Raw genomic sequence first — 25,151 nt, 5'->3', positions numbered from 1 at the left:
GGCTGCGGTGCCCGCCCTCCCGCGTCGGTTCGTCCTGGAGTCCGGTTCACTCCTTGTCCGTGCGCTAGCAACCTGTTGAAAAATTCTTGCTGGCTGCGTTGCTGCGAAACGCTCAACCCCTCAACGGATGCCCACTCCGCTTCGGGCTTGACTTTTTCTCGCGCCTTGCCAGCACATTTTTTGAACAGGCTGTACGAATCGACTTTTTGGGTGGGCTGCTAGCAGGCGTTACCCAAAACGACAAAGGCCTCCGAAGTCGAGCTCCGAAGGCCTTTGTCGCGTCGGGGGGAGGACGTTAGCGCCAGGCGCGCTTTTGTCCGGAATAGCTGAAGATTTCGCGCATGAATTCTTCCTGGACGAGTTCGTCGTTCGAGGCCTGGGCGGCCTGCGGGGTGGGGCCGAAGGTCTTGTGCACACGCATGCGATAAGTGATGTGCCCCACGTAGGGCGTGCCTTCGTAATCCACGCGCTTGACCTCGGTACCAATGGTGTCCAGGAGTATCTCGGTGTACGAGGCCACGTAGCGCCCTTCTTCCTGCTTCACTTCTTTTTTGCTCTTGTTGTATTCCGACATGCGCTGGGATTTTTCCAGCCATTTGCGGGCGTAATCGTTGAATTCCGTCTTCACCCGCTCGTAGGTGGCGTCGTCGTCGACGAACTTGCCACCCTTTTTGTGCTTGCCTTTCTTGTCGGGAGCCATGGCGGCGTCGATGCCGAAGGGGTCTTTCTTGCTTCCCTTGCCGGCCTTTTCCGCCTTGGAAGAGAGAGCGTCCTTGTCGATCTTCCCCGTGGGCTTGGTGACATCGGGCGCGGTTTTCCCGGGGATGGTCAAGACCATGCCGGGTCTGACGGCTTTGGCGTTTTTCAGGTTGTTGGCGGCAAGCAGATCCTTGGCGGAAATATGGTAGTGTTTCGCCATGCCGGCAATGGTTTCCCCTTTCTTCACGGTATGGGTGAGCGGGGGCGGCGGGGGCGGTGGGGGCGGCGGAGCCGGTTCGGCGGCCTGGACCGGGGGCGGCGGAGCCGGTTCGGTTTTGTCGCCCAAGAAGGAACAGCCGGAGACGAGAACCATCATGGCTAAAGCCGTCATCGCAAGTCGCATCATGCGCGAACCTCCTCCAAAAAAAGGAACCAGGCGGAGCCTAACGGCTCCGCCTGGTTTTGTCACGTCTTGATGCTGCGGGAGGCTAGTTCGACTTGAACTTGATTTCCACGCGGCGGTTCATCTTGCGGCCTTCGGCGGTCTTGTTGCTGTAGCGGGGGTGCAGCTTGCCAAAGCCCACGGCGGTGATGCGGTTGGTGTCGATGCCCTTCTTCACGAAGTAGGCCTTGACGGAATTGGCGCGGCGGATCGACAGCGCCATGTTGTACTTCTCGGTGCCCACGGAGTCGGTGTGGCCTTCGAGGATCACCTGGAGGTTGGCCTTCGACTTGATGATGGCAACGCCTTCATTCAGGACCGGGATGAATTCCTTCTTGATGTTGTACTTGTTGAAGTCGAAGTAGATCGAGCGGAAGATCACCACTTCGTCGTCGATGGTGTCGTACAGGGCGCACTCAACGAACTTCTGACGGGCGGCGGCGTCGCGCAGGATCTCTTCGCCCAGAGCGAAGCAGGAGCACTTGGACAGATTGGCGATTTCCTTGAGGATGCGTTCGCCGTTCTTGTTGTCGGCGAAGCTGATCACGGAAAAGCAGATCTTGTCGCCGTACTTGGCCTGCATGCGCTTGGCTTCGGCCACGGGATCGATACCCAGGTTGGAGTCGCCGTCGGAAAGGATGATGACGGCGGTCTTGCCCGACAGGCCGCCGATGACCTTGTCGAGTTCACCCAGGCCGACGCCCATGGGGGTCATGCGGCCGTAGAGGTCGTAGTCGGTCTTGATGGGGGCGATGCCCTTGTCCACGGCGGCCTTGCTGTAGGGAGCCACGGCGGCGTACTGCTTGTACGGGGCGAAGGTGGCCACGCCGGCCTTGTAGTTGAGCTCAGGAATGATCTTGTTGAGTTCGGTGGCCGTGGCCTTGGCCATCATGATCTTGGAGACGCCGCCCAGTTGGACGTAACGCTGGCCTTTGTACGAGAAGCCCATGGAGCCGGAGTGGTCGATGAAAAGAATGAAGTTGTCGACCTTGGGAACCAGCTTCTTGGCGGAAGCGGGCACCACGGTGCCCACCAGGGCCATGATGAGCATGGCCACGATGATGCGAGACTTTTGAAACATAAGTCCTCCTTACCGAGATCGAGTGAATGTTCGCCAAAATGTAGTTTCTGAGCCACCCTCAGAGCCGATGCGGGACTCACGCCGGGACTTCCCGACGTGTGGCCCAGCCCCCTACGGGGGCATGCCGAACCGGCCGCTGACCGGGCAAGCTCTAACAGCCCGGGGCGAGCCTTGAAAGGTTGTTTGCGTGATTTCGTGTGGTTACGTCTAAACTGCGTGACGCTTCACGCGAAACCTGGGCCTTTGCCGCGCGGTTCATGCCCAGCGGTTCCATGGAAAGATCGCCGTATGAGCATGAACTTTTTTTAATGTATACAGAATGCGGCTCGGACAAGGCAAGCAAAAAATGCATTTTTTCGATCCCCCCTTCCTCGCTTGGCGGAAAGGGGCCCTTGGGGTAAAACCAGGCAACCCTTTCAGGAGCATACATGTCACAACAGCGATCCTTCATCCTTCTGCGCCAGGAGCGCATCGAGGAATACGACGTCGACGCCAGGCTCTACCGGCACGAACCCACCGGAGCGGAGCTGCTTTCCCTTTCGTGCCCGGACGAAAACAAGGTCTTCGGGGTCACCTTGCGCACCCCGGCTGCCGACTCCACGGGACTGCCCCACATTCTTGAGCACTCCGTGCTGTGCGGGTCGCGCAAATATCCGGTGAAGGAGCCCTTCGTGGAGCTGCTCAAGAGTTCGCTCCAGACTTTTCTCAACGCGTTCACCTATCCCGATAAGACCTGCTACCCGGTGGCCAGCGCCAATTTGGCCGACTTCCACAACCTGGTGGATGTCTATCTCGACGCGGTGTTTCATCCGCGTATTCCCGAAGAGGTTTTCGGGCAGGAGGGATGGCACATCGAGCCGCAAGGCGAGGAATACATCTTCAAGGGTGTGGTCTACAATGAAATGAAGGGCGCCTACTCCTCGCCGGACAGCCTGCTGGCCGAATACACCCAGCGCGAGCTGTTTCCCGACGTGACCTACGGCCAGGACTCCGGCGGCGACCCGGCCCACATCCCCGACCTGACCTATCGGGACTTCACGGCCTTTCACCAGCGCTACTACCATCCGTCCAACGCCCGGTTCTTTTTTTATGGCGACGACGACCCGGAGAGCCGGCTGGCCATCCTTGAAGAATACCTCAAGGACTTCGGCCCGGGCGATCCCCGCAGCGAAGTGGCGGTCCAGGCCCGGTTCGCCGCGCCCAAGGCCGTGACTCGGACCTACGACTGCGGCCCCGTGGACCCGGCGCATCCGCCCAAGGCCTCGTTCACCCTGAGTTGGCTCCTGCCCGAGGCCCATGACAATCCCGAAACCGTGCTGGCCCTGGCCGTGCTCGAACATACCCTCATCGGTCTGGCCGCCTCTCCCTTGCGCAAGGCGCTCATCGAATCCGGCCTGGGCGAGGACCTGACCGGCGTGGGGCTGGAAGCCGAGTTGCGGCAGATGTATTTTTCCGTCGGCCTCAAGGGGGTGGACCCGGCCCAGGTGGAAAAGGCCATGACCCTGGTGCGCGACACCCTGGCCGATCTGGCCCGGGACGGACTGCCCGCTCCGGCCGTGGAAGCGGCCCTCAACACCTTGGAATTTCGCCTGCGCGAGAACAACACCGGGTCCTTCCCCCGGGGGCTCTCGCTCATGCTGCGGTCGCTCACCGCCTGGCTGCACGACGGCGATCCCCTGGGGCCGATCCGTTTCGAGGCCCCCCTGGCCGCGCTCAAGGGCAAGCTGGAGGCGGGCGAGCGGGTGCTCGAAACGCTGTTGCGCGTCCATTTTCTGGAAAATCCCCACCATGTGGCCCTGACCCTCTTGCCCGACCCGGAAAGGGGCCAGCGCCTGGCGGCCGAGGAAAAGGCCCGCGTGGACTCCCGGCTGGGAGCCATGGACCAGGCCGGGCGTACGGCCATGCTTCACCTGGCCGAACGCATCGAACGCTTCCAGCACACCCCGGACTCCCCCGAGGCTTTGGCCGCCATTCCCAAGTTGCGTCTGGCCGATCTGCCCCGTCAGGAGTCCCCGACGCCGGGCGACTGGCCTTCCGAGCAGGTGTTCTTCCACGACCTGCCCACCGCAGGGGTGGTCTACCTGGATTTGGGGTTCGACCTTTCGGGCGTGGACGGCGAAGCCCTGCCCCTGTTGCCCCTGTTCACCCGGGCGCTTTTCGAGATGGGCACCTCCCGCGAGGACTTCGCAGCCTTTCTGCAGCGCATCGCCCGCAAGACCGGCGGCATCGGCCGGGACATCCACCTGGGCGCGCTGGCCGGGGGAACGCCGGACCAGGCCTCGGCCAGGCTGGTCGTGCGGGCCAAGTCCACGCCGGACAAGGTCCGCGACATGGCGGACATCCTACGCGAGGCCTTCGCGGACGCCAACTTCGACGACAAGCGCCGGTTCCGGCAGATGGTGCTTGAATCCAAGGCCAGAAAGGAGCAGGCCCTGACCTCTTCGGGGCACGCCTATGCGGCCAGGCGTCTGCGGGCCAGGTTCCACAAGGCGGCCATGGCCGACGAACGCATGCACGGGGTGTCCTCCCTGGCCTGGCTTCGCGCCCTGGTCGCGGATTTCGACGCCCGCTGGCCCTGGGTGCTGGAGACCCTGCACGCCTTGCGCGACCGGGTGCTCACCAAGGACGGGGTGGTGGCCAACGTCACCCTGGACGCCCACCGGTTCGAGGCCTTCGCCCCGGTGCTGGGCGAGCTTATGGCGGGCTTGCCGTCCGGGGAGCGGGCCGTTTCGACCTGGCCCGGCCTGGACCTGCCCTGCGCCGAGGGACTCAGCGCTCCGGTGCAGGTCAACTACGTGGCCAAGGGCGCTCCGATACCCTTGGATACGATTTCGGCCGGGGCCATGCTGGTGGCCTGCCGCCACCTGCGCAACGCCTACCTTTGGGAACGCGTGCGCGTGCGCGGGGGAGCTTACGGGGCGTTCTGCATGTTCGACCGTTTCGCCGGGTCGGTGGTGCTGGTCTCCTACCGCGACCCCAACCTGCTGCCCACCCTGGACACCTTTGACGCGGCCGGTCCCTATCTTGAAACCCTGGACCTGTGCGACGACGACCTGGAGCGCGCCGTCATCGGCGCGGTGGGGGACCTGGACGCCTACCAACTGCCCGACGCCAAGGGCTACACCGCCTTGGCCCGCCACTTCGTGGGCGATACGGCCCAGGCTCGGCAGACGCTCCGGCAACAGGTGATGGACACGTCCCTTGCGGATCTGCGTCGTTGCGGACAGGCCTTGACCAAGGCCCTGGCCGGCGCGCCCGTAGTGGCCCTGGGGGCCGCGCCCTCCCTGGACAAGGCCGCCGAGCGGCTTTCCGGCCTTGTCGTCACCAAGGCCCTGTAGGCGGAACCCATGTTGCTGACGCACGCCAAGGCGTTGTTTCCGGATCGGCCGAGTGGCCGGGCATGGTGCGGGGGCCGGAGCGCGGACGGGGACGAAACCCTTCCGGCGCTATCGTTTCGCGCGGGGGGCTGGAGGCGGCTCGGATCCCGTTTGGCGGTTTGGGTCGTATTCGCGGCGCTTGTGTTCGGCCTGATCCAGGCGCGTTGGGCCCACGCCCAGGAGTTGGTGGTCTTCGACGACGACAGCCCTCCCTATATGTCCCTCAGGGACGGCCAGGCGGTGGGATTGTATCCTTCCATAGTGGCCGAAGCCTTCCGGCGCATGGGCGAGGCGTTGCGTCTGGAGGCCGCGCCCTGGGTGAAGGTGTTGGGCTGCCTGGAGGCCGGCGTATGCGGGGTGGGGGGGATTTCGCGCAACTTCATCCGTTCCGAGCGATTCGATTATTCGGACCCCATCTATGTGGAAAAGGTGCTCGTGTACGTTGCCGGACAGGGTTTTCCCTTCGAGTCCCTGGACGATCTGGCCGGCAAGCGGCTGGGGGTGATACGGGGCTATACCTACGGCGACGCCTTTGACAAGGCCGCGGCTTCCGGGCGGGTGACGGCTGTGGAGGGCGATTCGGACCTGCACAACTTCCAGGACTTGCGAGACGGCAAGCTGGACGCCGTGCTCTCCAGCAAGGAGAAGGCCGAGTTGACCCTGGCCCGGCTGGGTCTGGAGCGCACGGTCAGGCCCCTGGACCGCCCGATCTTCGTGGACGGGGTGTACTTGGCTTTCAACATGCAAGCCAACAAGAAGGACTTGTTGAAGCGTTTCAACGCGGCCCTGGCTTCCATGCGCGGGGACGGAACCCTGGACGCCCTGGTGGCGCGCAGTGTGCGGGTGCGCTGATCGGCCGCGCCGGTCGGCGCAACTTGAAAGGAGAGGACGTGGCTCGAGACGTGAAACCGGTGGCGGACATGGCTGAAACGTTCGACAAGCTGGAAATGCGCGTGGGGCGCGTGGTTTCGGCCACGCCCGAGCCCAGCGCGCCCAGGCCGGCCTACCGGCTGGTGGTGGATTTCGGCAAGTTCGGCACGCGGGTGAGCGTGGGGCGTTTCACCAGGCATGCGGCCGAGGACATGGCCGGACGCCTGGTGGTGGGGGTGCTCAATTTCGCCCCGCGCCAGGTGGGCGAGGTGGAATCGCAGGTACTCATTTTGGGTGCGCAGTTTCCCAAGGCCGACAGCGGCGAGGCCACGTTTCTTACCCCTGCGGCGGATGCCAAGATCGGAGGCAGGATTTTTTAGTGTGACGTCCAGGAAATACGGGCGCCCGTATTTCCTGGACCACACGGGGAAAGACAAAACGCGACACGGCCGCGTGTTCGGGGAACCGTTGCCGCGACCGTGCGCGGATTCTTCGACCTTCGCGCCGCAAACACAAAAAGGGCCGTCCCCGAAAGGGGGCGGCCCTTTGCCCATACGGGCAAGAATGGTTTAACGCTTGGAGTACTGGAACCGAGCGCGAGCGGAGCGCTGACCGTACTTTTTGCGTTCCTTGGCGCGGGCGTCGCGGGTGAGCAGGCCGGCCTTCTTGAGGGCCGCGCGCAGCTCGGGGTCGGCCTTGAGCAGGGCCCGGGAGATGCCGTGGCGCAGGGCCTCGGCCTGGCCGGACACGCCGCCGCCGTCCAGCGTGGCGCTGACGTCAAATTTGCCCAGGGTCCGGGTCAGGGCGAAGGGCTGCTTGACGATGCCTTGCAGGGCGCTCCGGGGAAAATATTCGTCGACCGGACGGCCGTTGACGAGAATCTGGCCGCTGCCGGGCTTGATGCGGGTACGGGCCACGGCGGTTTTGCGGCGCCCGGTTCCGTAGAAGAAGTCGGTGCTCATGGGAATTCCCTTTTGTCGTTTCGTGGCGGTTAGGCCAGGGGCTTGGGCTGCTGCGCCGTGTGCGGATGGGCTTCGCCGGCGTAGACCTTGAGCTTCTTGATGAGCTGCCGGCCCAGACGATTCTTGGGAAGCATACCCTTGACGGCCTTCACCAGAACGTCGCCCGGCTTGGAAGCCATCATGTCTTTCATGACGGTTTCCTTGAGGCCGCCTATGTAGCCGCTGTGGCGGTAGTACATCTTTTGGTCAAGCTTGCGGCCGGTGATCTTCACCTTGTCGACGTTGACCACCACCACGAAGTCGCCCATGTCCATATGGGGGGCGAACTCGGGTTTGTGCTTGCCGCGCAGTCTGTCGGCTATCATACTGGCCAGGCGGCCAAGCACCTTGTCGGATGCGTCAACCACCACCCAATCGCGAGTGATGTCTTTGCCGCTGGGGCTGAAAGTCTTCATTGCGTCGTATCCTCCGTCCAAATGGCAAGAGAACCCCTTTAAGGATTTGTCGGCTCCCTGTCAACACGCAAGACGGTTTTTCTCACCTTGAGCTTTGCCTTTGGTCGGGCTAGTGCTCCTTTCATGCCAAACGTAAGAAAAAGCCTGCTCCAGCTTATATTTTCCGGCTCGTCCATGCGGCGTTGGAACGACAAGAATCGGCCCGGCGAACTCATGGAGGTGGACAAGCAGGGTCACAAGATGATGGTGGCCTGGGTGCTCTTCCAGCTCAACGCCAAGAGCCTGTCCCCGGGCGAACGCACGGAATTGGCCGTGCGCATCGTGGAAGGAGGCATTTTCGACTATCTTTACCGCCTGGTCATCACCGACATCAAGCCGCCGATCTTCTATAGAATAAAAGCCGTGCCCGAACAGTACCGCGAGCTTACCGAATGGGTGCTGGCCGAACTCGAACCGCGCGTGCAGACCCTGGGCCGCGAGTTCTGGGGCCGGCTCACCGCCTCCCTGAAGGCTCCCGAAGAAAACAGCCTGGCCAGGCGTATTCTCGGCGCGGCCCATCTCTACGCCTCGGGCTGGGAGTTCGACTGCATCAAGGCCCTCAATCCCCGCGACCCCGAGGGCAAGGACATCGAGAACTCCTTTCGTCAGGGCCTGGGCGCGTACGAAGACCTGGAAGGCGTGCCCCAACTCATCGACTCCCTGTTCGGGGCCGGCAAATCCCCCATCGGCCGCTTCGCCCAGGTCTGCGGGCAGTTGCGGTTCCAGAAACGCTGGTCCCAGACCCCGCGCATTCCCGAAACTTCCGTGCTCGGTCACATGTTCATCGTGGCCTGCTATGCGTACTTCTTTTCCCTTTCGGTGGAAGCCTGTCCGGCCAGGGCGCAGAACAATTTTTTCGGCGGGCTTTTCCATGACCTGCCGGAACTGCTCACCCGCGACATCATCTCCCCGGTCAAGCAGTCGGTGGAGCGCCTGGGGGCCATGATCAAGGAATACGAGGGCATCGAACTGGAGCGGGTGATCCTGGGCCCCCTGCGTCACGACTACGCCGATCTGGTGGACCGGCTGGGCTACTTTCTGGGACTGGAGATCGGCTCGGAATTCACCGCCTGCGCCGTGGTCGACGGCCACGTGAGGGCGCTTAGCACCGAAGAACTCCACAATCGCTACAACGAGGACCGTTTCGACCCCAAGGACGGCGAGCTGCTCAAGGTTTGCGATTCCCTGGCCGCTTTCCTGGAGGCCTACACCGCCTTGCGCAACGGCATCGCTTCCGACCACCTGCAACAGGGACTCTGGCGCATTCGCAACAAGTACGCCCCGGTGGAGCTTTTGGGCCGGGTGCACGTGGGGGCTTTGTTGGCGGACTTTGACTAGGTGCAAGTCCGGCCGGGACGAAGTGAGCCCCGCCCCCCTGTCTTGGAAGCAAGAGGTTTTCGCCAGCCCCCCCCTCTCGAAAAGCCTTCCCTCGTGTTTTTCGGGCGGGCTGCGACGGCCGAGGCCGGGCGCGGAAGACGACAGGGCGTCTATCGGTATCCCCATGGGCCGCTGCGGCCGGCGCTGTAGCCCTGGTCATATCCCTGTCTGTACCCGCGCGTGTACTCCTCGGAAGACCCCTGAGCGGGTGAGGGCGGTGCGGGGGGCGGTGTGTAGACCGGATACGGATAGTAGGGGGGCGGGGCATAATAATAGGGCGAGTAGGAGTAGGCCGGATAGCTCGAAAAAAGCGGCACCGAAAGCACCAGGCTCGGACCCCACCAGCCTCTCCAGCCTCCATGCCATCCGCCCCGCCAAGCCAGGGCCGGGCTGGACAGGACCAGAATCAGCGATACGACCAGCAACAGGATGCGTCTCATGGCGAACCTCCCGCGCGACCGGCGGTAGCGGCCGAAAAACCGGTGCGGCGCGTCCGGGTCATCGGCTTTGCGCCGGGACCATACTGTGGAGTTCCTTTGCGCGGCGCTTTGGTTACGTCGGCCGGGCGAAACCGCGGCCGCGCAATCGACCGGTACTGCCTTCGGAAAAGAAAATCGCATCGCCCGGGGCTTTTGACAAGGGTCAGGGAGCGCGTTCGATCGGCGACCCCGCGTCGGTCGGAGCGGCCATGTCGCAGGCCCGGCACCGGCCGCAGGGAATGGACGGGCAGCCCGGAGTCTGGCGCCCGGCGTTGTAGAGTTCCCATTCGCGCCACAGGGTGTCGCGATCCACGCCCACGTCCACGCACTCCCACGGGAAGACTTCGGTTCGATCGCGTTCGCGGTCCAGGAACCAGGCCGGGTCGCCTTGCCAGGCGTTTTGGGCCTTGCGCCACCCTCCGAGCCGGGCGGCCAGCAGGACGAGTTCGGCCAGGGATTCGTCCCCCCTGGCCAGCAGGCCCTGCAGCCGGGCCGGGGCGGCCTGCTCGCCTTCGACCCGCACCCCGCGCAGGGGCTTGGCCATGGCCTTGAGCGCGCGCAACCGGTCTTCCAGGTGGTCTTGCGAGGCCATGGGAGCCCATTGCAGGGGGGTGAACGGCTTGGGGATGAGGGGGTTGGCCCCGAGAGTCAGGTGTCCGACGCCACGCTTGCCCGAACCCACGCGCCCGGCCTTGCAGATTTCGGCCAGAAAGCGCGCCATCTCGGCGTAATCGTCTTCGGTTTCGCCGGGCCAGCCCACGATGACGTAGACCTTCAAGTGATTGACCCCGCGCGAGGCCGCCAACTCCACGGCGCGAAGGAATTCGTCCTCGTCGAGGTGCTTGTTGATCTTGTCGCGCAGGCGTTGGCTCGGTCCTTCCAGGGCCAGGGTCAGGGTGCGCAGCCCCGCGTCGCGCAGGATATGCAAGAGTTCGGGGGTCACGCCGGCGGCGCGGACGCTCGAGAGGGTGAACTTCACCTTTTCGGTCTGAAGGTATTCCAGAAAGGGGATCAAGTCCGGCCAGTCGGTAAGCGCCGTGCCCACCAGCCCCACCTTGCGGGGGGCGGTTTCGGCCACGATGGTCTTGAGCTCCGCGACGTCGGCTTGGCGGGGCGGTCGATAGACGTAGCCCGCGGCGCAAAATCGGCAGGCGTGGGGGCAGCCCCGGTTGATCTCCAGAAGAAGGGTGTCTTTGAACTCGGCTTCGGGGCTGACGAAACAGGAGGCGGCCGGAGCGGCCAGTTTGCGGCCGTTGGGAACCAAAACCCGGGTCACCGGCGTGCGGCTTCTGCCCGGTACGTGAAAGCCGGGCCAGTGGGCCATTTCGTCCAGCAGGCGCTCTTTGTCGATGCCGGCCAGAACGCGTCGGGCCATGCGCTCCAGGGCCGGGGCGAGCCCGGCTTCGGCCTCGCCCACGAACCAGGCGTCCAGGATCGGGGACAGGGGAGCGGGGTTGATAAAGGCGAGCGGCCCGCCACCCAATACGAGAGGGTAGGCGGGCCGCTTTTCGGCCAGAAGGGGTATCCCGGCCGCCGCGAGGGCTTGGACCAGGGGCAAACCGTCCAGCTCGTAACCCAGCGAGATGGCCGTCACAGGGAACTCGCCAAGGGGGAATGACGAGTCCTCGGAGAGCGGAGCGGATTTCCCGGGGGAAAGGAAAAAACGCTCCATGGCCAACAACGCGCTGTCACAACCTAGGCGATATACCGCCTGCCAGCCCAGGGCGGATAGGGCCGTCCTGGCTGATCCGGGAAAGGCCAGGGCCACGGGGAGCCGGCCTCCGCGAAAGGGGGCTCCCGGTCCGGTCCGGCCGTAATACACAATGCGCTTGCCTACGGGCGTCTCCTTGGCGAATGCGTCGGAAGCCGCCACAGCTGAGGTTGTGCAACAAACTTATATTGTGTCAATGAACTTTCCCTTACCGACTACTGAACTTTCGTTCATGTAGCCAACGGTTTTTTTGCGCTAATCGGCCTGCATGCGGATGAAGGCCGGCACTTCGAATTCTTCCTCGTCGAAAACGAAGTCCTCGCTGCCCGGGTTGTGGGCCTTGTACTGGCCCAGTCCCGAAACATCGGAAGCGGGGCCGCGTTTGCTTTTGCGCAGGTAGGCCGGGATGGCCAAGTCGCCGGAATGGCTGGCCATAATGCGTTCGGTGCGTTCGCTCACGGGAGGCTGCGAGGTCTGAGCCTGGCGCGGCCGGGTGATGGGCGCCACGTTCTGGTCGTATTCCTGCTGAGGTTCGGGCTGGGCGAAGGTCTGCTCGGGAGCGACCTGCGCGGGCGCCGGCTGGGGGGCGGATTGCAGGGGGGGCTGGGCCGCGGGCTGGGGAGCCGGCCGGGGAGAGTTGAGCACCATCGCCCTGGACGTGGTGGATTGGGCCACCGCCGGATGCACGCTCACCTGTCCGGGGCGGGCAAGCGTGGCGGTTTCGCTTTCGATACCCGTGGCGATGACGGTAATGCGCATTTCATCCCCGGCGGTATCGTCGAAGACGGTGCCGAAGAACACTTTGGCTTCCTCGGACACGGCTTCGGTGACGGTGGAGGCGGCTTCGTCCACCTCTTCAATGGTCAGGTCCGGGCCGCAGGTGATGTTCATGAGCACGCCCTTGGCGCCGTCGATGGTCACGTCTTCGAGCAGCGGGCTGGTGATGGCTTTCTGGGCGGCTTCCTTGGCCCGGTTTTCGCCCCGGGCCACGCCGAAGCCCATCATGGCCAGGCCCATTTCGCTCATCACGGCCTTGACGTCCGCGAAGTCGAGGTTGATCAGGCCCGGCACCATGATGAGGTCCGAGATGCCCTTGACCGCGTAGAACAACACCTCGTCGGCCTTCTTGAGCATTTCGAGGAAGGTGGCCTTTTTCGAGGCCAGGGAGAGCAGCCGGTCGTTGGGAATGGTGACGATGGAGTCCACCACTTCCGACAGGGCGGCGATGCCTTTTTCGGCGGCGGCCCGGCGTTTCTTGCCTTCAAAGTAGAACGGCTTGGTGACAACGCCCACGGTGAGGGCGCCGGCTTCCTTGGCGGCCTGGGCGATGACCGGGGCCGCGCCCGTGCCCGTTCCGCCGCCCATGCCGGCGGTAACGAAGACCATGTCCGCATCGCTTATGTTTTTGCGGATCTGGTCGATGGATTCCAGCGCCGCGTCGCGGCCGCAGTCGGGATTGGCGCCGGCTCCCAGACCCTTGGTCAGCTTGTCCCCCAGCTGGATCTTGAACTCGGCCTTGGATTTGTTCAGGGCCTGAATGTCGGTGTTGGCGGTGATGAAGGTGACCCCGCGAAGCGCGGAACAGATCATGTTGTTCACCGCGTTTCCGCCGCCGCCGCCCACGCCCACCACTTTGATTCGGGCGTTGTTTTCGAAATCGATATCGTAGAGTTCCATATCTCCCCCTTCTCGTACGTGTAAAAGTTCCCCCTGATCAGAGCGACACATGCTCGTCGTCGTCCTACTTCACGTCCACGAACCATTTTCTCATGCGTCCGAGGATTCGGTTGAACACCTTTTCCTCGGAGCGGATGCGGAAGCGTTTCTCCCCGCCTTCCTTTTCCGCGCCGTACATGAGAAGCCCCACCGCGGTGGCGTACATGGGGCTGTTGACCACGTCGCGCAGCCCGCCGACACGCAGGGGCGCGCCCACTCGGGTGGGCAGGTTGAAAATTTGTTCCCCAAGCTCTTGGATGCCTTCGATCATGGCCGTGCCGCCCGTGAGCACCACGCCCGCCGCGATGGAGTTCTTGAGACCGGAACGGATGAGCTCCTGATCCACCAGGGCCAGCATTTCCTCGATGCGCGGCTCGCAGATCTCGGCCAGAACCTGGCGCGAGAGCCTACGGGGCTCGCGTCCGCCCACCGAGATCACCTCGATGATGTCGTCCTTGCGCACCAGATCGGCCAGGGCGCATCCGTATTCGATCTTGATCTTTTCCGCGCTGGCCATGGGCGTGCGCAGGCCGAAGGCGATGTCGTTGGTCAGGTTGTTGCCGCCAAGAGCCAGCACCGACGTGTGCTTGATGGAGTCGTTGGAAAACACCGCCAGGTCGGTGGTGCCGCCGCCCAAGTCCACCAGGGCCACGCCGATTTCGCGTTCTTCCTCGGTGAGCACGGCCTTGGCCGAGGCCAGGGCTTCGAGCACGATGTCGGCCACGTCGAGTCCCGCCCTGTGGCAGGAACGAATGATGTTCTGGGCGCTGGTCACCGCGCCGGTCACGATGTGGACCTTCACCTCCAGCCGCACGCCGGCCATGCCCAGCGGATCGGCGATGCCGCGCTGGTCGTCCACGATGAACTCCTGCGGCAGGATGTGGATCACTTCGCGATCGAGCGGAATGGCCACGGCCTTGGCCGCGTCGAGCACCCGTTCCTCGTCCTTGTGGGTGACCTCGCCCCCCTTGACGGCGATCACTCCGTGGGAATTGAATCCCTTGATGTGGCTGCCGGCGATGCCCGCGTACACAGTGCGGATTTCGCAGCCGGCCATGAGTTCCGCTTCTTCGAGAGCGCGTTTGATGGAGCTCACGGTCTGTTCGATGTTTACCACGACGCCTTTGCGCAGCCCCGTGGACGGCGCCGTGCCGATGCCCACCACATCGACGCCTTCGGGCGATATTTCGCCCACCACGGCGCAGATCTTGGTGGTGCCAATGTCAAGTCCGACAATGAGTTCCGAAGCCTTTGCCATCCGTTCCCCCTAAAAGATGTAGCCAGACGCTTTTCTGACTAAACGCGCTTTTCCACCCAGACTTTCCGGCTTTGGGCCGAGATGATGGCCGCCTGGTCGAGTTCCCCTCTCTTGGCCAGGTTGGCCCAAACCAGATTGATGTGCGTCATGTTTTGTTTCCAGTTGTCCACCCCGACGCACAACAGCACGTTGCGGTCCAGGAGACGGATTTCGAGCCCATAGCGCCAGGAGAGTCTGATCCAGGCCACCTGTTCCATGCCGAAGGGGGCCTTCCCCTGGGCCAGATCCTTGCGCAGGGCTTCCAACAAGCCGAGGTGACGCTCCATGCCGGCTTCCACCTCCACCTGGGGCAGAGACACGAATTTGTCCGGCCGCACCGTGTCGATGATGCGTCCTTCGCCGTCGGCGTAGCAGAGCTTGTCCTCGTACTGCACCAGGTACGAGGGGTCGCGTTCCACCACGCGGATTTTGAGGGTGTCCGGCAACACTCTGGTCACCGACGCGGACTCTATCCACGGGTTGCGCGTGAGCTGCGACTCCACCGACTCCATGTTCACGGCCAGGAGGTTCATGCCCGGAGTCACTTCCGCCTGGGCCAGAAGGTCCTCGCGCGACATACGGTTGAGACCCGCGACCTGCACGTCCTTGATGGAAAAGTAGTTGAGGGTGGTCATCCAGCGATACCCTGCCAAAAGTCCCACCGACACCGCCACCAGGCCCACGCACACGATCATGAGCGTGAACAGACGTGAGATCAGGCCGAAAACCGTAAGCTTGCCCGCCGAGGTGCGCGGCGAGCGACTGCGATTGACCCTGGCTCGCACCAGGGGCAGACGGCTTTCCCGCGCGGCCGTGCGGGCCGCCGTCTGTCTGGCCCGTTTTTCGCGGCTGACCGCCCCGTAGCTGTGGGCGTTGCGGCCCTTGGCCGCGCCCAGGCCCAGGCGTGAAGCCCCGCGATCAGGTATTTTCATGCGATGGTCCTCACTTCCAGCTCCAGCTCCACGCCGAACCTGGACTTGACCGCCTCCCGGGCCCGGGCCAAAAGCTCCAGCGCCGCGTCGGAGGTTCCCGCTCCCAGATTGACCAGAAAATTGGCGTGCAGGGTGGAAAACGCCATTCCCCCCACGCTTTTGCCCTTGAAACCGCACAGGTCGAGCATACGCCCGGCCGAATCCCCCTCGGGATTTTTGAACGCGCAGCCGCAGGTGGCGGCGTTCACCGGCTGGGTGGCCTTCTTCTTGGCCATGACCTCGCGGCAGGCCTGGGCGATGGCCTGGGAAGCGCCGCTGGCAAGGCGGTATTCGGCCTCCAGGACCAGCCAGGGGATGCTTGGTCCCACCGGAGTAAAGCTGCGATACCCGGCTTTCCACTGGTCGGGGGCAAGCCAGGTTACGCCGCCGTCGGCGGACCACACCCGCACCCGCTCCAGCACGTCCGCGGTCTGCGTGCCGTAGGAACCGGCGTTCATGGCCACGGCCCCGCCCACGGAGCCGGGAATGCCGGTCAGGTTTTCCAAGCCCGAAAGCCCGTGCGCCCCGGCCCAATTGATGAGCTTGGGCAGCAGGAAGCCGCCTCCGATGCGCACGATGGCCGCGTCGCCTTCCCGGCGGACCACCTCCGGCGACATCGCGCCAGGCAGGGTGACCAGAGCCAGGTCCAGGTCGCGGTCGGCGGCCAGCAGATTGCTGCCCCAGCCGAGCATAAGGGCGCGCGAGGCGACCTTGGGCAAGGCGTGGTCCAGTCCGGCGGCGTCCTCGGGCGAAGTCACGACGATCTCGCCTTGGACGCGCCCTCCCAGGCGCAGGGTGGTGCGCTCGGAAAGCTTGGGACCGGGCAGAACCTTAAGCGCCATGGGCCCCCTCCAGGTAGCGCGCGCCCACCTGCCAGACGTTGCCCGCGCCAAGCGTCAAGAGCAGGTCGCCCGGACGCAGCATGGCCGCAAGGGCGTGGTAGGCGGCCTCGAAATCCGGCACGAACGTCACCCGCGTCTGGGACACCTGGCGGATGCCCTGGGCCAGGCTCTGGCCGGACACGCCGGGAATGGGCTTTTCCGAGGCGGGATAGATCTCGGTGAGCACCAGGTCGTCCACGTCGTCGAAAGTCTTGCAGAAATCGCCGAACAGGGCCTGGGTGCGGCTGAAACGGTGGGGCTGGAAAAGCACCACCAGCCGCCGGTCGGGATAGCAGGCCTTGGCCGTGGCCAGGGTGGCCTTGATCTCGGCCGGGTGGTGTCCGTAGTCGTCCACCACCAGCACGCCGCCGGCTTCGCCCTTGCGTTCGAAGCGCCGGCCCACGCCGCCGAATCCGGCCAGTCCGCGCAGAACCGCGTCCTTGGGCAGACCGGCTTCAAGGGCCACGCCGATGGCGCCCAGGGCGTTTTGCACGTTGTGGCGGCCCGGATGGTTGAGCGTCACCTCGGCCCAGAACTGGCCGTCCAGCAGCACGTCGAACACCGAGGTTTCGCCGGATTTCTTCACCACGCCCTTGAGCCGGGCCTTGGGCGCGGTGAGGCCGTAGGTGAGCACCGGGCGGTTGATGCGCGAAACAATGCGGGACACGCCGGGATCGTCCAGGCAGACCACGTTGGCCCCGTAGAAGGGCACCGAGTTGCAGAACTTGATGAAGCTCGCGTCGATGGCGTCCAGGTCGGGATAGAAGTCCAGGTGGTCGGCGTCCACGTTGGTCACCACCGTGATCACCGGCGACAGGCACAGAAACGATCCGTCGGATTCGTCGGCCTCGGCGATGAGGTACTGGCCCTCGCCCAGGCGCGCGCCCGTGCCCATGGCGTTGAGCCGGCCGCCGATGATGACCGTGGGGTCGAGACCGGCCTCGCCGAAAATGTGGGCCAGAAGCGAGGTGGTGGTGGTCTTGCCGTGCGTGCCGGCCACGGCCACCCCGGCGCGCAGGCGCATGAGTTCGGCCAGCATCTCGGCCCGGGGGATCACCGGAATGCCGCGGGAGCGAGCCTCCTCCACCTCCGGGTTCTCCTCGCCGATGGCCGTGGATTTGACCAGCACGTCGGCCTGGCCCAGGTTCTCGCGGCCGTGGCCGATGTAGATGGTGGCCCCCAGCCGCATGAGACGCTTGACCACCGGCGACTGGGACATGTCCGAACCGGTCACCTGATAGCCGAGGTTCAGTAGCACCTCGGCGATGCCGCTCATGCCCGAACCGCCAATACCCACCATGTGGATTCTGTGCACCTGGGAGCGCATGCCCCGCGCAGCATGGAGTTGTCTTTCCTGGTCGCCCACGGTCGTTTCCTTATCGTGCCAATCGTTCGAGTTCGCGGGCGATGGCCGCCGCCGCGTCCGGCCTGGCCAGGCGCTTGGCCGCCCGACCCATGGCCGCGAGCCGGGACTCGTCGCCAAATATTTCCAGCACCGTCCGGGCCAGCAGGTCCGGGTCGGCGTCCTTTTCTTTCATCACCACCGCGGCCCCGGCCTTGGCCAGGTACGAGGCGTTCACGCTCTGATGGTCGGCCGTGGCGAAAGGAAACGGGATCAGCACGGAAGGCAGACCTACCGCGGCCACTTCGGCCAGAGTGGTGGCTCCGGCCCGGGCGATCACCAGATCGGCCCAGGCGTAGGCCGCGGCCATGTCGTGGATGAAGGGCTCCACCCGGACACCTTCGTGTCCCGCGTATGCGGCGCGAGTGGTTTCCAGGTCGGCCTTGCCGGTCTGGTGCCACAGGCTCATGCCTGCGGCGGCCAGCCGGGGCCAGGCCCGCGTCACCACGCGGTTTACGGCCCTGGCCCCCTGGCTGCCTCCCAAGACCAGCACCCTTCTTGGCACCACCCGCGAGGATGCTGTCTTGTCCACGGCGGCGATTTCAGGCCGGATCGGGTTGCCCGTGACGAGCACCTTGTCCTTGGAAAACGCCCCCGACACGTCCGGGTATGTCGTCAACACCCTGTTCGCCACGCGCGCCAGGATGCGGTTGGCCGCTCCGGGAACGCTGTTTTGCTCGTGCACCACGGTGGGGATGCCGCACAGTTTCGCCGCCAGAACCGGGCAGAATCCGGCGTATCCGCCGAAGCCGGCCACCACCTGGGGCTTGAAGGCGCGGACCAGGCCCACGGCCCTGACCAGGCCCACGGCCAGGCGCAACGTGGCGCCCACGGCCCGCCAGCCCCGGCCCAGCACCCCGCGCACCGGCAGGGCGTAAAATGTCAAACCAGCCGAGCGGGCCATGTCGCCCTCGGGTCCCTGTCCGCCCACGAAGCGCACTTCAACGCCCGGATGCGCGGCCCGCAACGCCTCCGCCACGGCCAGGGCGGGAAAGATGTGGCCTCCCGTGCCACCGGTGGTCAGCATGGCCCGCTTCATGCGCTGTTGCTCCTGGAGAGGTTGAGCAGGACGCCCACGCACAGAAAGCAGGCCAGCATGTTGGAGCCGCCGTAGGAGAGAAACGGCATGGCCACGCCCTTGGGCGGCACGCAGCCCGTGACCACCGCCAGATTGAGCAGGAACCCGATGCCCAGCACCAGGGCCATGCCGTAGGCGGTGAAACGGTCGCGCAGATCCGGCTGGGCCAGGGCCACGCGCCAGGCCCGCCACATGATGACGCCCACGATGAGCAGCACCACCGAGACGCCGATGAACCCCAGTTCCTCGCCGATGACGGCCATGATGAAGTCGTTGTGGGCTTCCGGCAGGTAGAAGAGTTTCTGCTTGCCCGCGCCGAATCCCACGCCCGTGATCTGGCCCGAGCCGAAGGCGTAGAACGACTGCACCAACTGGTAGCCTGTGCCCTGCGGGTCCTGGAAGGGGTCGAGAAAGGCGAACCAGCGCTTGAACCGGTAGGGCGAACTGACCACGAGCAGGGCCATGGCTCCGGCTCCGATGAGTCCGGCCACGGCCAGGTAGATGATGCGCGTGCCGCCAACCAGGCTCATGAAGAAAAAGAGCATGCCCAGGAACACTGCCCCGCCGAAGTCGGGCTGAATGAGCAGCACGGCGGCCAGGATTAGGGTGACGACGACCGGAGGGATGAAGCCCACGCTAAACGACTTCACCAGGGCCTGCTTGCTGGAATAGAAGTAGGCCAGGTAGAACACCAGCACCACCTTGGCCAGCTCCATGGGCTGGATGAGCACGGGCCCCAGGTGCATCCACCGCCTGGCGCCGCCGGCCTTGACCGAAAAGGGCGGAATGAGCGTGGCCGTCAGCAGCACGAGAATGAAGCCGATATAGACGTACACCGGCCCATAGAGCAGCTTTCTCGGGATGCGGCTCACCGCGAGCATGAGCACGATGCCCACGCACAGGAACAGGGCCTGCTTTTTGAAAAAATAGAGCTTGTTGTGCATCACGCGCTCGGCCATGACCCCGGAAGCCGACAACACCATGATGACCCCGAGCGCGGCCAGGGCGATGGCGGCCGCGGCCAGCCACCAGTCCACGCCGTGCTTGGGGGCGATGACGAAGTTGGCGTCCTTCTTGATCATTGTCTGGCCTCGCGTTCGCCGGGCAGTTGGGCCATGATGCGGGCGAAATCAGCGCCCCTGGCCTTGTAGTCGGCGTACAGGTCGAAACTGGCCGTGGCCGGCGAGAGCAGGATCACGTCTCCGGCATCGGCCTGGCGATAGAGCCTGGTCACGGCGGCTTCCAGGGTGGGTTCCCAGAAGAGGTCCACTTTGCCGGTCCAGGCCGCCTGGAAAATTTCCCGGTTGGCTCCGAAAAGTCCCACCTGGCGGACCTTGGAGCGCAGCAGATCGGTCAGCGAGGCCAAGTCTCCGCCCTTGAACACGCCGCCGGCCAGCAACCGGATGGGACGGTCCTGGCTTTCGATGGCCGCGCGCATGGCGTCCACGGTGGTGGCCTTGGAGTCGTCCACGAAGAGCACGCCGCCCTTTTCGCCCAGGCTTTCGATGCGGTGCGCCAGGGGTTTGAAGTCGGCCACGGCCCGGCGGGCCTGGTCCTCGGTCACGCCCATGGCCTTGCAGGCCAGCCAGGCGGCTTCCATGTTGGCCAGATTGTGCGCCCCGGGCAGGTGGTTGTCGGGAAAACGCCGGCTGGGCGCGAAATATACGGTGCGGGCCTTGGTGAAGGCGCGGGTTTCGAGAATGGGCTTCATCTCCAGGGGCACGATGGCCAGGTCGTCGGAGGTCATGCGCGCGAACAGGTTCAGCTTTGCGTCCAGGTATTCGGCCAGGTCCGCGTGGTAATCCAGGTGGTTGGGCGAAAAGTTGAGCAGCACGCCGACCTTGGGCCGAAAGCTCTTCACGTTTTGCAACTGAAAGCTCGACACTTCCAGCACCACCACGTCCGCCTCCTGGTCGCCTAGCAGGTACCGCGAAAGGGGCGTGCCGATATTGCCGCCCACGAACACCCGGCGGCCGGCGCTTTTGAGCATTTCGCCCACGAGGGTGGTGGTGGTCGTCTTGCCGTTGGTGCCGGTCACGGCCACCATGGGCTCGGTGACGAACCAACTGGCCAGTTCGAGTTCCGAAACCACCTGGGCGTGGGGGCAGGCCGCCAGAAAGCCGGCCAGCTTGGCCACGGGCACGCCCGGAGAGGGCACCACCATGTCGGCCCCGGCGAACATGCTTTCGGTGTGCGGGCCGAAGTCCAGGGACACGCCCATGTCGGCCAACTCGTCCCGGACGGCCGGGGACAGGGCGTCCCGGTTTCTGTCCAGCAGGCGCGTTTTGGCTCCCAGGGCGTGGAGCAGGCGCGCGGCGGCCACGCCCGAAGCGCCGGCCCCCACCACCACGGCCGTCTGTCCGGCCAGTTGTTTGTCATGCAATAGCGGGCGCATGCTTACCTCAATTTGAGCGTGCTCAGGGCCACCAGGGCCAAAAGAATGGAGAGAATCCAGAATCGGATGATGATCTTCGATTCCGGTACGCCCTTGAGTTCGAAATGGTGATGCAGCGGGGCCATGCGGAAAAACCGCTTGCCTCCCGTGAACTTGAAGTAGCCCACCTGTAGGATGACCGAGAGGGTTTCCAGCACGAACACGCCGCCCACGATCATGAGCAGGAGTTCCTGCTTGCACAAGACGGCCACGAATCCCACCGCGCCGCCAAGCGACAGCGAGCCCACGTCGCCCATGAACACCTGGGCCGGGTAGGCGTTGAACCAGAGAAATCCGAGCCCCGCGCCGGCGATGGCCGCGCAGAACACCGTGACCTCGCCCACGCCCACCACGGGCGTCACCTGCAGGTAGCGGGCGATTTGGGCGTGCCCGGCCACGTACACGAAGAGCGAGAACATGCCCGCGGTCACCACCACCGGACCGATGGCCAAGCCGTCGAGCCCGTCGGTCAGGTTGACGGCGTTGGAGGAGCTCACCACCACCAGGACGGCAAACGGCAGGTAGAACCAGCCCAGGTCCGGCTGGATGTTCTTCAAGAACGGCACGGCCAGTTTGGTGGAATATTCGGGGTCGAGCATGAGGATGAACACCGACACCGAGGCGATGGCGATCTGTCCGGCCAGTTTGGCTCGGGCCGACAGGCCCTTGTTGTGCTTGCGCACGACCTTGATGTAGTCGTCGGCCAATCCCAGCAGACCGAATCCGGTGAAGACCAGCAGACTCATCCATATATAGAGGTTGGTCAGGTCGGCCCAGAGCAGCACGCCCGCGCCGATGGCCGCGGCCATGAGCAGTCCGCCCATGGTGGGGGTGCCGGCCTTGCATTGATGGGCCTTGACGTCCTCGTGGATGTACTGGCCGCACTTGACCTTGGTCAGCCAGGCGATGACCCTGGGACCGAACACGATGGCCACCACCAGGGCCGTGGCGAACGCGTAGATGGCCCGGAACGTGATGTACCGGAAGACGTTGAAGGCCGCCATCTGGCTGGCGAGAGGCACGAGCAGGTGGTAGATCACTGGACGTTCCCGGCCTGGGCGGCCATGAAGGCGTGTGCGAACTGTTCCATGCCTTGGGAGCGCGACCCCTTGAAGAGGATCGTGCCGCCCGAAAGGCCAAGCCTCTCGAACTCGGACAGAAACGCCTCGGGAGTGGCGATCCTGGCGAAGGTGCCGCTAAAGCCGGCCTGGCCGAGGCCTTTTTCCAGACGTCCGGCCTGGGCGCCCTTGTAGAACACGGCAACGGCTCCGCTGCCGGCCACGGTGCGTCCCAGTTCCTCGTGGGCCAGGGCGCTGTAGGCGCCCAGTTCGCCCATTTCGCCAAGCACCAGCACCAGGGGCGCTCCCAGGCTTTGGGCCCTGGCCGACTCGATGGCGCGGGTCATGGACAGGGGGTTGGCGTTGTAGGTGTCGTCGATGACGGTCCAGCCGCCGCAGACGCGACAGGTATAGCGCTGTACGGGCAGGGAGGCGTTGGCCAATCCGGAAACGATCTGCTTGTCGGAAGCTCCCAGAATTCGGCTCATGGCCGCCGAGGCCAGCACGTTCTCCAGCATGTGCGGTCCGCGAAAGGGCAGGCGCGCCTCGAAGACGTCGCCTTCGAGGATCAGGCGGAAGCGTTCGCCGCCCTTGTCGTCCGGGCCGACGTAGGTGGCGTAGTAGGGCACGGCGCGCACCTTGGTGGAAAGGCCGCGCACGTCGGGAAAGGTTTCCCCGGCAGCGTCCCACAATTCCGGATAATCCATGTTGGCCAGGCCCCAGCCGCTTCTGCGCAGGGAGCCGAACAGTCTGGCTTTGGCTCGGGCCACGCCGGCCACGTCTCCCAGTCCTTCGAGGTGCGCGGGGCCCACGTTGTGCACCAGGGCCACGTCGGGCATGCAGATGTCGGCCAGTTCGTCCATGTCGCCGGGCTTGCTCACGCCCACTTCGAAGATCCAGATGCGCTGGTCCTCGCTGGCGGAAAGCACGGACAGGGGAAGGCCCAACTGGTTGTTGAAATTGCCGGGGTTTTTCATCACCGGGCCGATCTGGCCCACGATGGAGGCCACGAATTCCTTCACGGTGGTCTTGCCCACGGAGCCGGAAATAGCCGCCACCGAACCGCCGGCCCGCACCCGCCAGTAGCGGGCCAACCGGCCCAGGGCCTTGAGCACGTCGGGAACCACCAGGACCGCGGCGCGGGTGGCCACCTCGGGCAGTTCGCGCGCCGCCAGCACGGCCACGGCCCCGGCGTCCACGGCCTTGGCCGCGAAGTCGTGTCCGTCGACTCTGGTTCCGGGCAGGCAGACGAACAGTCCGCCGGGGACCACCTTGCGGCTGTCCACGCTGACCGACGTCACCTCGCGGGCGGCGTGGGCGCGGATGTTGCCGGTGGCCTGCACGGCGGCTTTGATCTCCGAGATGGTCATGCGCATCCCAATATCTCCCTCACAATGCTCGCGTCGTGAAAGGGGTGCTTCACGCCGCATATGTCTTGGTAGTCCTCGTGTCCCTTGCCCGCGATGAGCACGGCGTCGCGCGGCGTGGCCATTTCGAGGGCTTGGGCGATGGCCTCGCGCCGGTCGACCAGGGTCAGGGTCCGGCGTGCGCCGGCGAGGCCGGGCAGGGCGTCGTCGATGATGGCCTGTGGATCCTCGTGACGAGGATTGTCGGAGGTGAGCACGGCCACATCGGCCCATTGGGCCACGGCCCGGGCCATGAGCGGACGTTTCGTCCGGTCGCGGTCGCCGCCGCAGCCGAACACCGCGATCACCCGTTCGAAGTCGAGCCCGCGCAACACGCGGAGCACGTTGTCCAGGGCGTCGGGGGTGTGGGCGTAGTCCACGAACACGTTGAGGCCTTGGGTGTTGTCCACGCGTTCGAGCCGACCGGGAGCTCCGGCGCAGTCGGCCAGGCTGCCCAGGGCCGACGTCGGCAGGCCGAGCGCCAGGGCCAGACCCTGGGCGGCCAGCAGGTTGGAGGCGTTGAACGCCCCCACGAGCGGCGAGGCCATGCGCCATGTTTCGCCCGCGAACGTCATCTCCATGGAGAGCCCCCGGCCCGTGGAGGAGCGAACCGTGGCCGTGAGTTTGCGGCCGGGACCTTCGTAGGGGGTCAGGCCGTAGCCCACGGCCTGGGGAAATTCCTGGAGCAGCCTGCGTCCGCAGGCGTCGTCGAAATTGAGCACCGCCTTGGCCGGGTCGCGCAGGAAGGTGGTGAACAGACGGCGTTTGGCCTGGAAATAGGACTCCATGTCCCGGTGGTAGTCCAGGTGGTCCTGGGTGACGTTGGTCAGGGCGGCGGCGTCGAAGGCCAGGCCGGCCACGCGGTCCTGGTCCAGGGCGTGGCTGGAGACCTCCATCACGGCTCCGGCGCATCCGTCTCCGGCCATGTCGGCCAGCAGGGCGTGCAGGGTCAGGCATCCGGGCGTGGTGTTCACCGCCGGGCGGGTTTGGCCCCGCCAGCGGTATTCCACCGTACCGATCACGCCGACCGGCAGTCCGGCTCGCGCCAGGATGTGTTCCACCAGGTAGGTGATGGTGGTCTTGCCGTTGGTGCCCGTGACGCCGGCCAGCAGAAATCCGGACCGGTCCGTACCAAAGGACGATTCGGCCAGTTCGCCCAGGGCCTGGCGCGTGTCCGGGCGCACCACCAGGGCGGCTTGGGTCCGGGCGGGCCAGTCCGCGTCCGACTGGGCCACCACCCAGGCCGCTCCCTTTTCCAGGGCCTGGGGAATGAAGCGCGCGCCATCGGCGCTGGGCCCGGACACGGCCACGAACACGTCGCCCGGCTGCACCCGGCGCGAGTCGTCGCGCACGGGCAAGCCTTCCCGCACGAGGCGCTTGAGCGTGGTCCAATCCCGGGTGGTATGCTGCATCGCC

21 protein-coding genes are annotated in these 25,151 nt (G+C 65.0%); 4 read left to right on the top strand and 17 right to left on the bottom strand.

Features of this window, described 5'->3' with window-relative positions; all coding sequences use genetic code 11:
- Positions 1-295: 295 nt before the first annotated feature.
- Together ACYQ01_RS07060 and ACYQ01_RS07055 are read right to left on the bottom strand one after the other, a co-directional pair.
- A complete protein-coding gene (locus ACYQ01_RS07060) occupies positions 296-1,105 on the bottom strand; it encodes a LysM peptidoglycan-binding domain-containing protein (RefSeq protein WP_459933126.1) in 810 nt (269 codons plus the stop codon).
- Positions 1,106-1,187: 82 nt separating this feature from the next.
- A complete protein-coding gene (locus ACYQ01_RS07055; RefSeq protein ID WP_459933125.1) occupies positions 1,188-2,222 on the bottom strand; it encodes an OmpA family protein in 1,035 nt (344 codons plus the stop codon).
- A gap of 428 nt (positions 2,223-2,650) precedes the next feature.
- Between ACYQ01_RS07055 and ACYQ01_RS07050 the strand changes: the two genes are divergently transcribed.
- The 3 genes from ACYQ01_RS07050 to ACYQ01_RS07040 all read left to right on the top strand — a co-directional run bounded on the left by ACYQ01_RS07050 (position 2,651) and on the right by ACYQ01_RS07040 (position 6,849).
- Complete coding sequence (locus ACYQ01_RS07050) at positions 2,651-5,560, top strand: insulinase family protein (RefSeq protein WP_459933124.1); 2,910 nt, start codon at positions 2,651-2,653, stop codon at positions 5,558-5,560.
- Between the two features lie 150 nt (positions 5,561-5,710).
- Positions 5,711-6,451: a substrate-binding periplasmic protein gene (locus tag ACYQ01_RS07045; protein WP_459933123.1), complete on the top strand. Its 741-nt coding sequence runs from the start codon at positions 5,711-5,713 to the stop codon at positions 6,449-6,451.
- 38 nt (positions 6,452-6,489) lie between these two features.
- Positions 6,490-6,849: a tRNA-binding protein gene (locus ACYQ01_RS07040; protein WP_459933122.1), complete on the top strand. Its 360-nt coding sequence runs from the start codon at positions 6,490-6,492 to the stop codon at positions 6,847-6,849.
- Positions 6,850-7,038: 189 nt separating this feature from the next.
- Here the strand turns inward: ACYQ01_RS07040 and rpsI are convergent, their stop codons facing one another.
- Both rpsI and rplM read right to left on the bottom strand, forming a co-directional pair.
- Positions 7,039-7,431, bottom strand: coding sequence for a 30S ribosomal protein S9 (gene rpsI, locus ACYQ01_RS07035; RefSeq protein ID WP_459933121.1), 393 nt, complete (start codon positions 7,429-7,431; stop codon positions 7,039-7,041).
- 29 nt (positions 7,432-7,460) lie between these two features.
- A complete protein-coding gene (gene rplM / locus ACYQ01_RS07030) occupies positions 7,461-7,886 on the bottom strand; it encodes a 50S ribosomal protein L13 (protein WP_459933120.1) in 426 nt (141 codons plus the stop codon).
- Positions 7,887-8,009: 123 nt separating this feature from the next.
- On the opposite strand from rplM, the gene ACYQ01_RS07025 reads away from it, so the two are divergent.
- On the top strand, positions 8,010-9,263 hold the full coding sequence (locus ACYQ01_RS07025; RefSeq protein WP_459933119.1) for an HD domain-containing protein: 1,254 nt from the start codon (positions 8,010-8,012) through the stop codon (positions 9,261-9,263).
- Between the two features lie 149 nt (positions 9,264-9,412).
- Here the strand turns inward: ACYQ01_RS07025 and ACYQ01_RS07020 are convergent, their stop codons facing one another.
- The 13 genes from ACYQ01_RS07020 to ACYQ01_RS06960 all read right to left on the bottom strand — a co-directional run bounded on the left by ACYQ01_RS07020 (position 9,413) and on the right by ACYQ01_RS06960 (position 25,147).
- Positions 9,413-9,742, bottom strand: coding sequence for a hypothetical protein (locus ACYQ01_RS07020; RefSeq protein WP_459933118.1), 330 nt, complete (start codon positions 9,740-9,742; stop codon positions 9,413-9,415).
- A gap of 202 nt (positions 9,743-9,944) precedes the next feature.
- On the bottom strand, positions 9,945-11,654 hold the full coding sequence (locus tag ACYQ01_RS07015; protein WP_459933117.1) for a radical SAM protein: 1,710 nt from the start codon (positions 11,652-11,654) through the stop codon (positions 9,945-9,947).
- Between the two features lie 93 nt (positions 11,655-11,747).
- Entirely contained in the window at positions 11,748-13,169 is a 1,422-nt protein-coding gene (gene ftsZ / locus ACYQ01_RS07010) for a cell division protein FtsZ (RefSeq protein WP_459933116.1), read from the bottom strand.
- 64 nt (positions 13,170-13,233) lie between these two features.
- The gene (ftsA, locus tag ACYQ01_RS07005) at positions 13,234-14,466 is read right to left on the bottom strand and encodes a cell division protein FtsA (protein ID WP_459933115.1); all 1,233 of its coding nucleotides are present in this window, start codon (positions 14,464-14,466) and stop codon (positions 13,234-13,236) included.
- Between the two features lie 38 nt (positions 14,467-14,504).
- Entirely contained in the window at positions 14,505-15,437 is a 933-nt protein-coding gene (locus ACYQ01_RS07000; protein ID WP_459933114.1) for a cell division protein FtsQ/DivIB, read from the bottom strand.
- A complete protein-coding gene (gene murB, locus ACYQ01_RS06995) occupies positions 15,434-16,318 on the bottom strand; it encodes a UDP-N-acetylmuramate dehydrogenase (protein WP_459933113.1) in 885 nt (294 codons plus the stop codon). Before murB ends, ACYQ01_RS07000 begins: the two co-directional genes overlap by 4 nt.
- A complete protein-coding gene (gene murC, locus ACYQ01_RS06990) occupies positions 16,308-17,684 on the bottom strand; it encodes a UDP-N-acetylmuramate--L-alanine ligase (RefSeq protein ID WP_459933899.1) in 1,377 nt (458 codons plus the stop codon). Before murC ends, murB begins: the two co-directional genes overlap by 11 nt.
- Positions 17,685-17,733: 49 nt before the next feature.
- Positions 17,734-18,798, bottom strand: a complete 1,065-nt coding sequence (gene murG, locus ACYQ01_RS06985; protein ID WP_459933112.1) for an undecaprenyldiphospho-muramoylpentapeptide beta-N-acetylglucosaminyltransferase — start codon at positions 18,796-18,798, stop codon at positions 17,734-17,736.
- On the bottom strand, positions 18,795-19,919 hold the full coding sequence (gene ftsW, locus ACYQ01_RS06980; protein ID WP_459933111.1) for a putative lipid II flippase FtsW: 1,125 nt from the start codon (positions 19,917-19,919) through the stop codon (positions 18,795-18,797). Before ftsW ends, murG begins: the two co-directional genes overlap by 4 nt.
- Positions 19,916-21,232: a UDP-N-acetylmuramoyl-L-alanine--D-glutamate ligase gene (gene murD / locus ACYQ01_RS06975; protein ID WP_459933110.1), complete on the bottom strand. Its 1,317-nt coding sequence runs from the start codon at positions 21,230-21,232 to the stop codon at positions 19,916-19,918. Before murD ends, ftsW begins: the two co-directional genes overlap by 4 nt.
- 2 nt (positions 21,233-21,234) lie before the next feature.
- Positions 21,235-22,311 carry a phospho-N-acetylmuramoyl-pentapeptide-transferase gene (gene mraY / locus ACYQ01_RS06970; RefSeq protein ID WP_459933109.1) on the bottom strand — a complete coding sequence of 359 codons (1,077 nt, stop codon included), beginning with the start codon at positions 22,309-22,311 and terminating at the stop codon, positions 21,235-21,237.
- Entirely contained in the window at positions 22,308-23,705 is a 1,398-nt protein-coding gene (locus tag ACYQ01_RS06965; RefSeq protein WP_459933108.1) for a UDP-N-acetylmuramoyl-tripeptide--D-alanyl-D-alanine ligase, read from the bottom strand. Before ACYQ01_RS06965 ends, mraY begins: the two co-directional genes overlap by 4 nt.
- Positions 23,696-25,147 (bottom strand): UDP-N-acetylmuramoyl-L-alanyl-D-glutamate--2,6-diaminopimelate ligase, encoded by a 1,452-nt coding sequence (locus ACYQ01_RS06960; protein ID WP_459933107.1) that lies wholly within the window; start codon positions 25,145-25,147, stop codon positions 23,696-23,698. Before ACYQ01_RS06960 ends, ACYQ01_RS06965 begins: the two co-directional genes overlap by 10 nt.
- Between the last annotated feature and the right edge of the window lie 4 nt (positions 25,148-25,151).

The sequence above is a fragment of the Fundidesulfovibrio butyratiphilus genome (assembly GCF_054657235.1).
The sequence above is the reverse complement of the archived record's forward strand: the minus strand, read 5'-3'. Positions and strand labels throughout refer to the sequence as shown.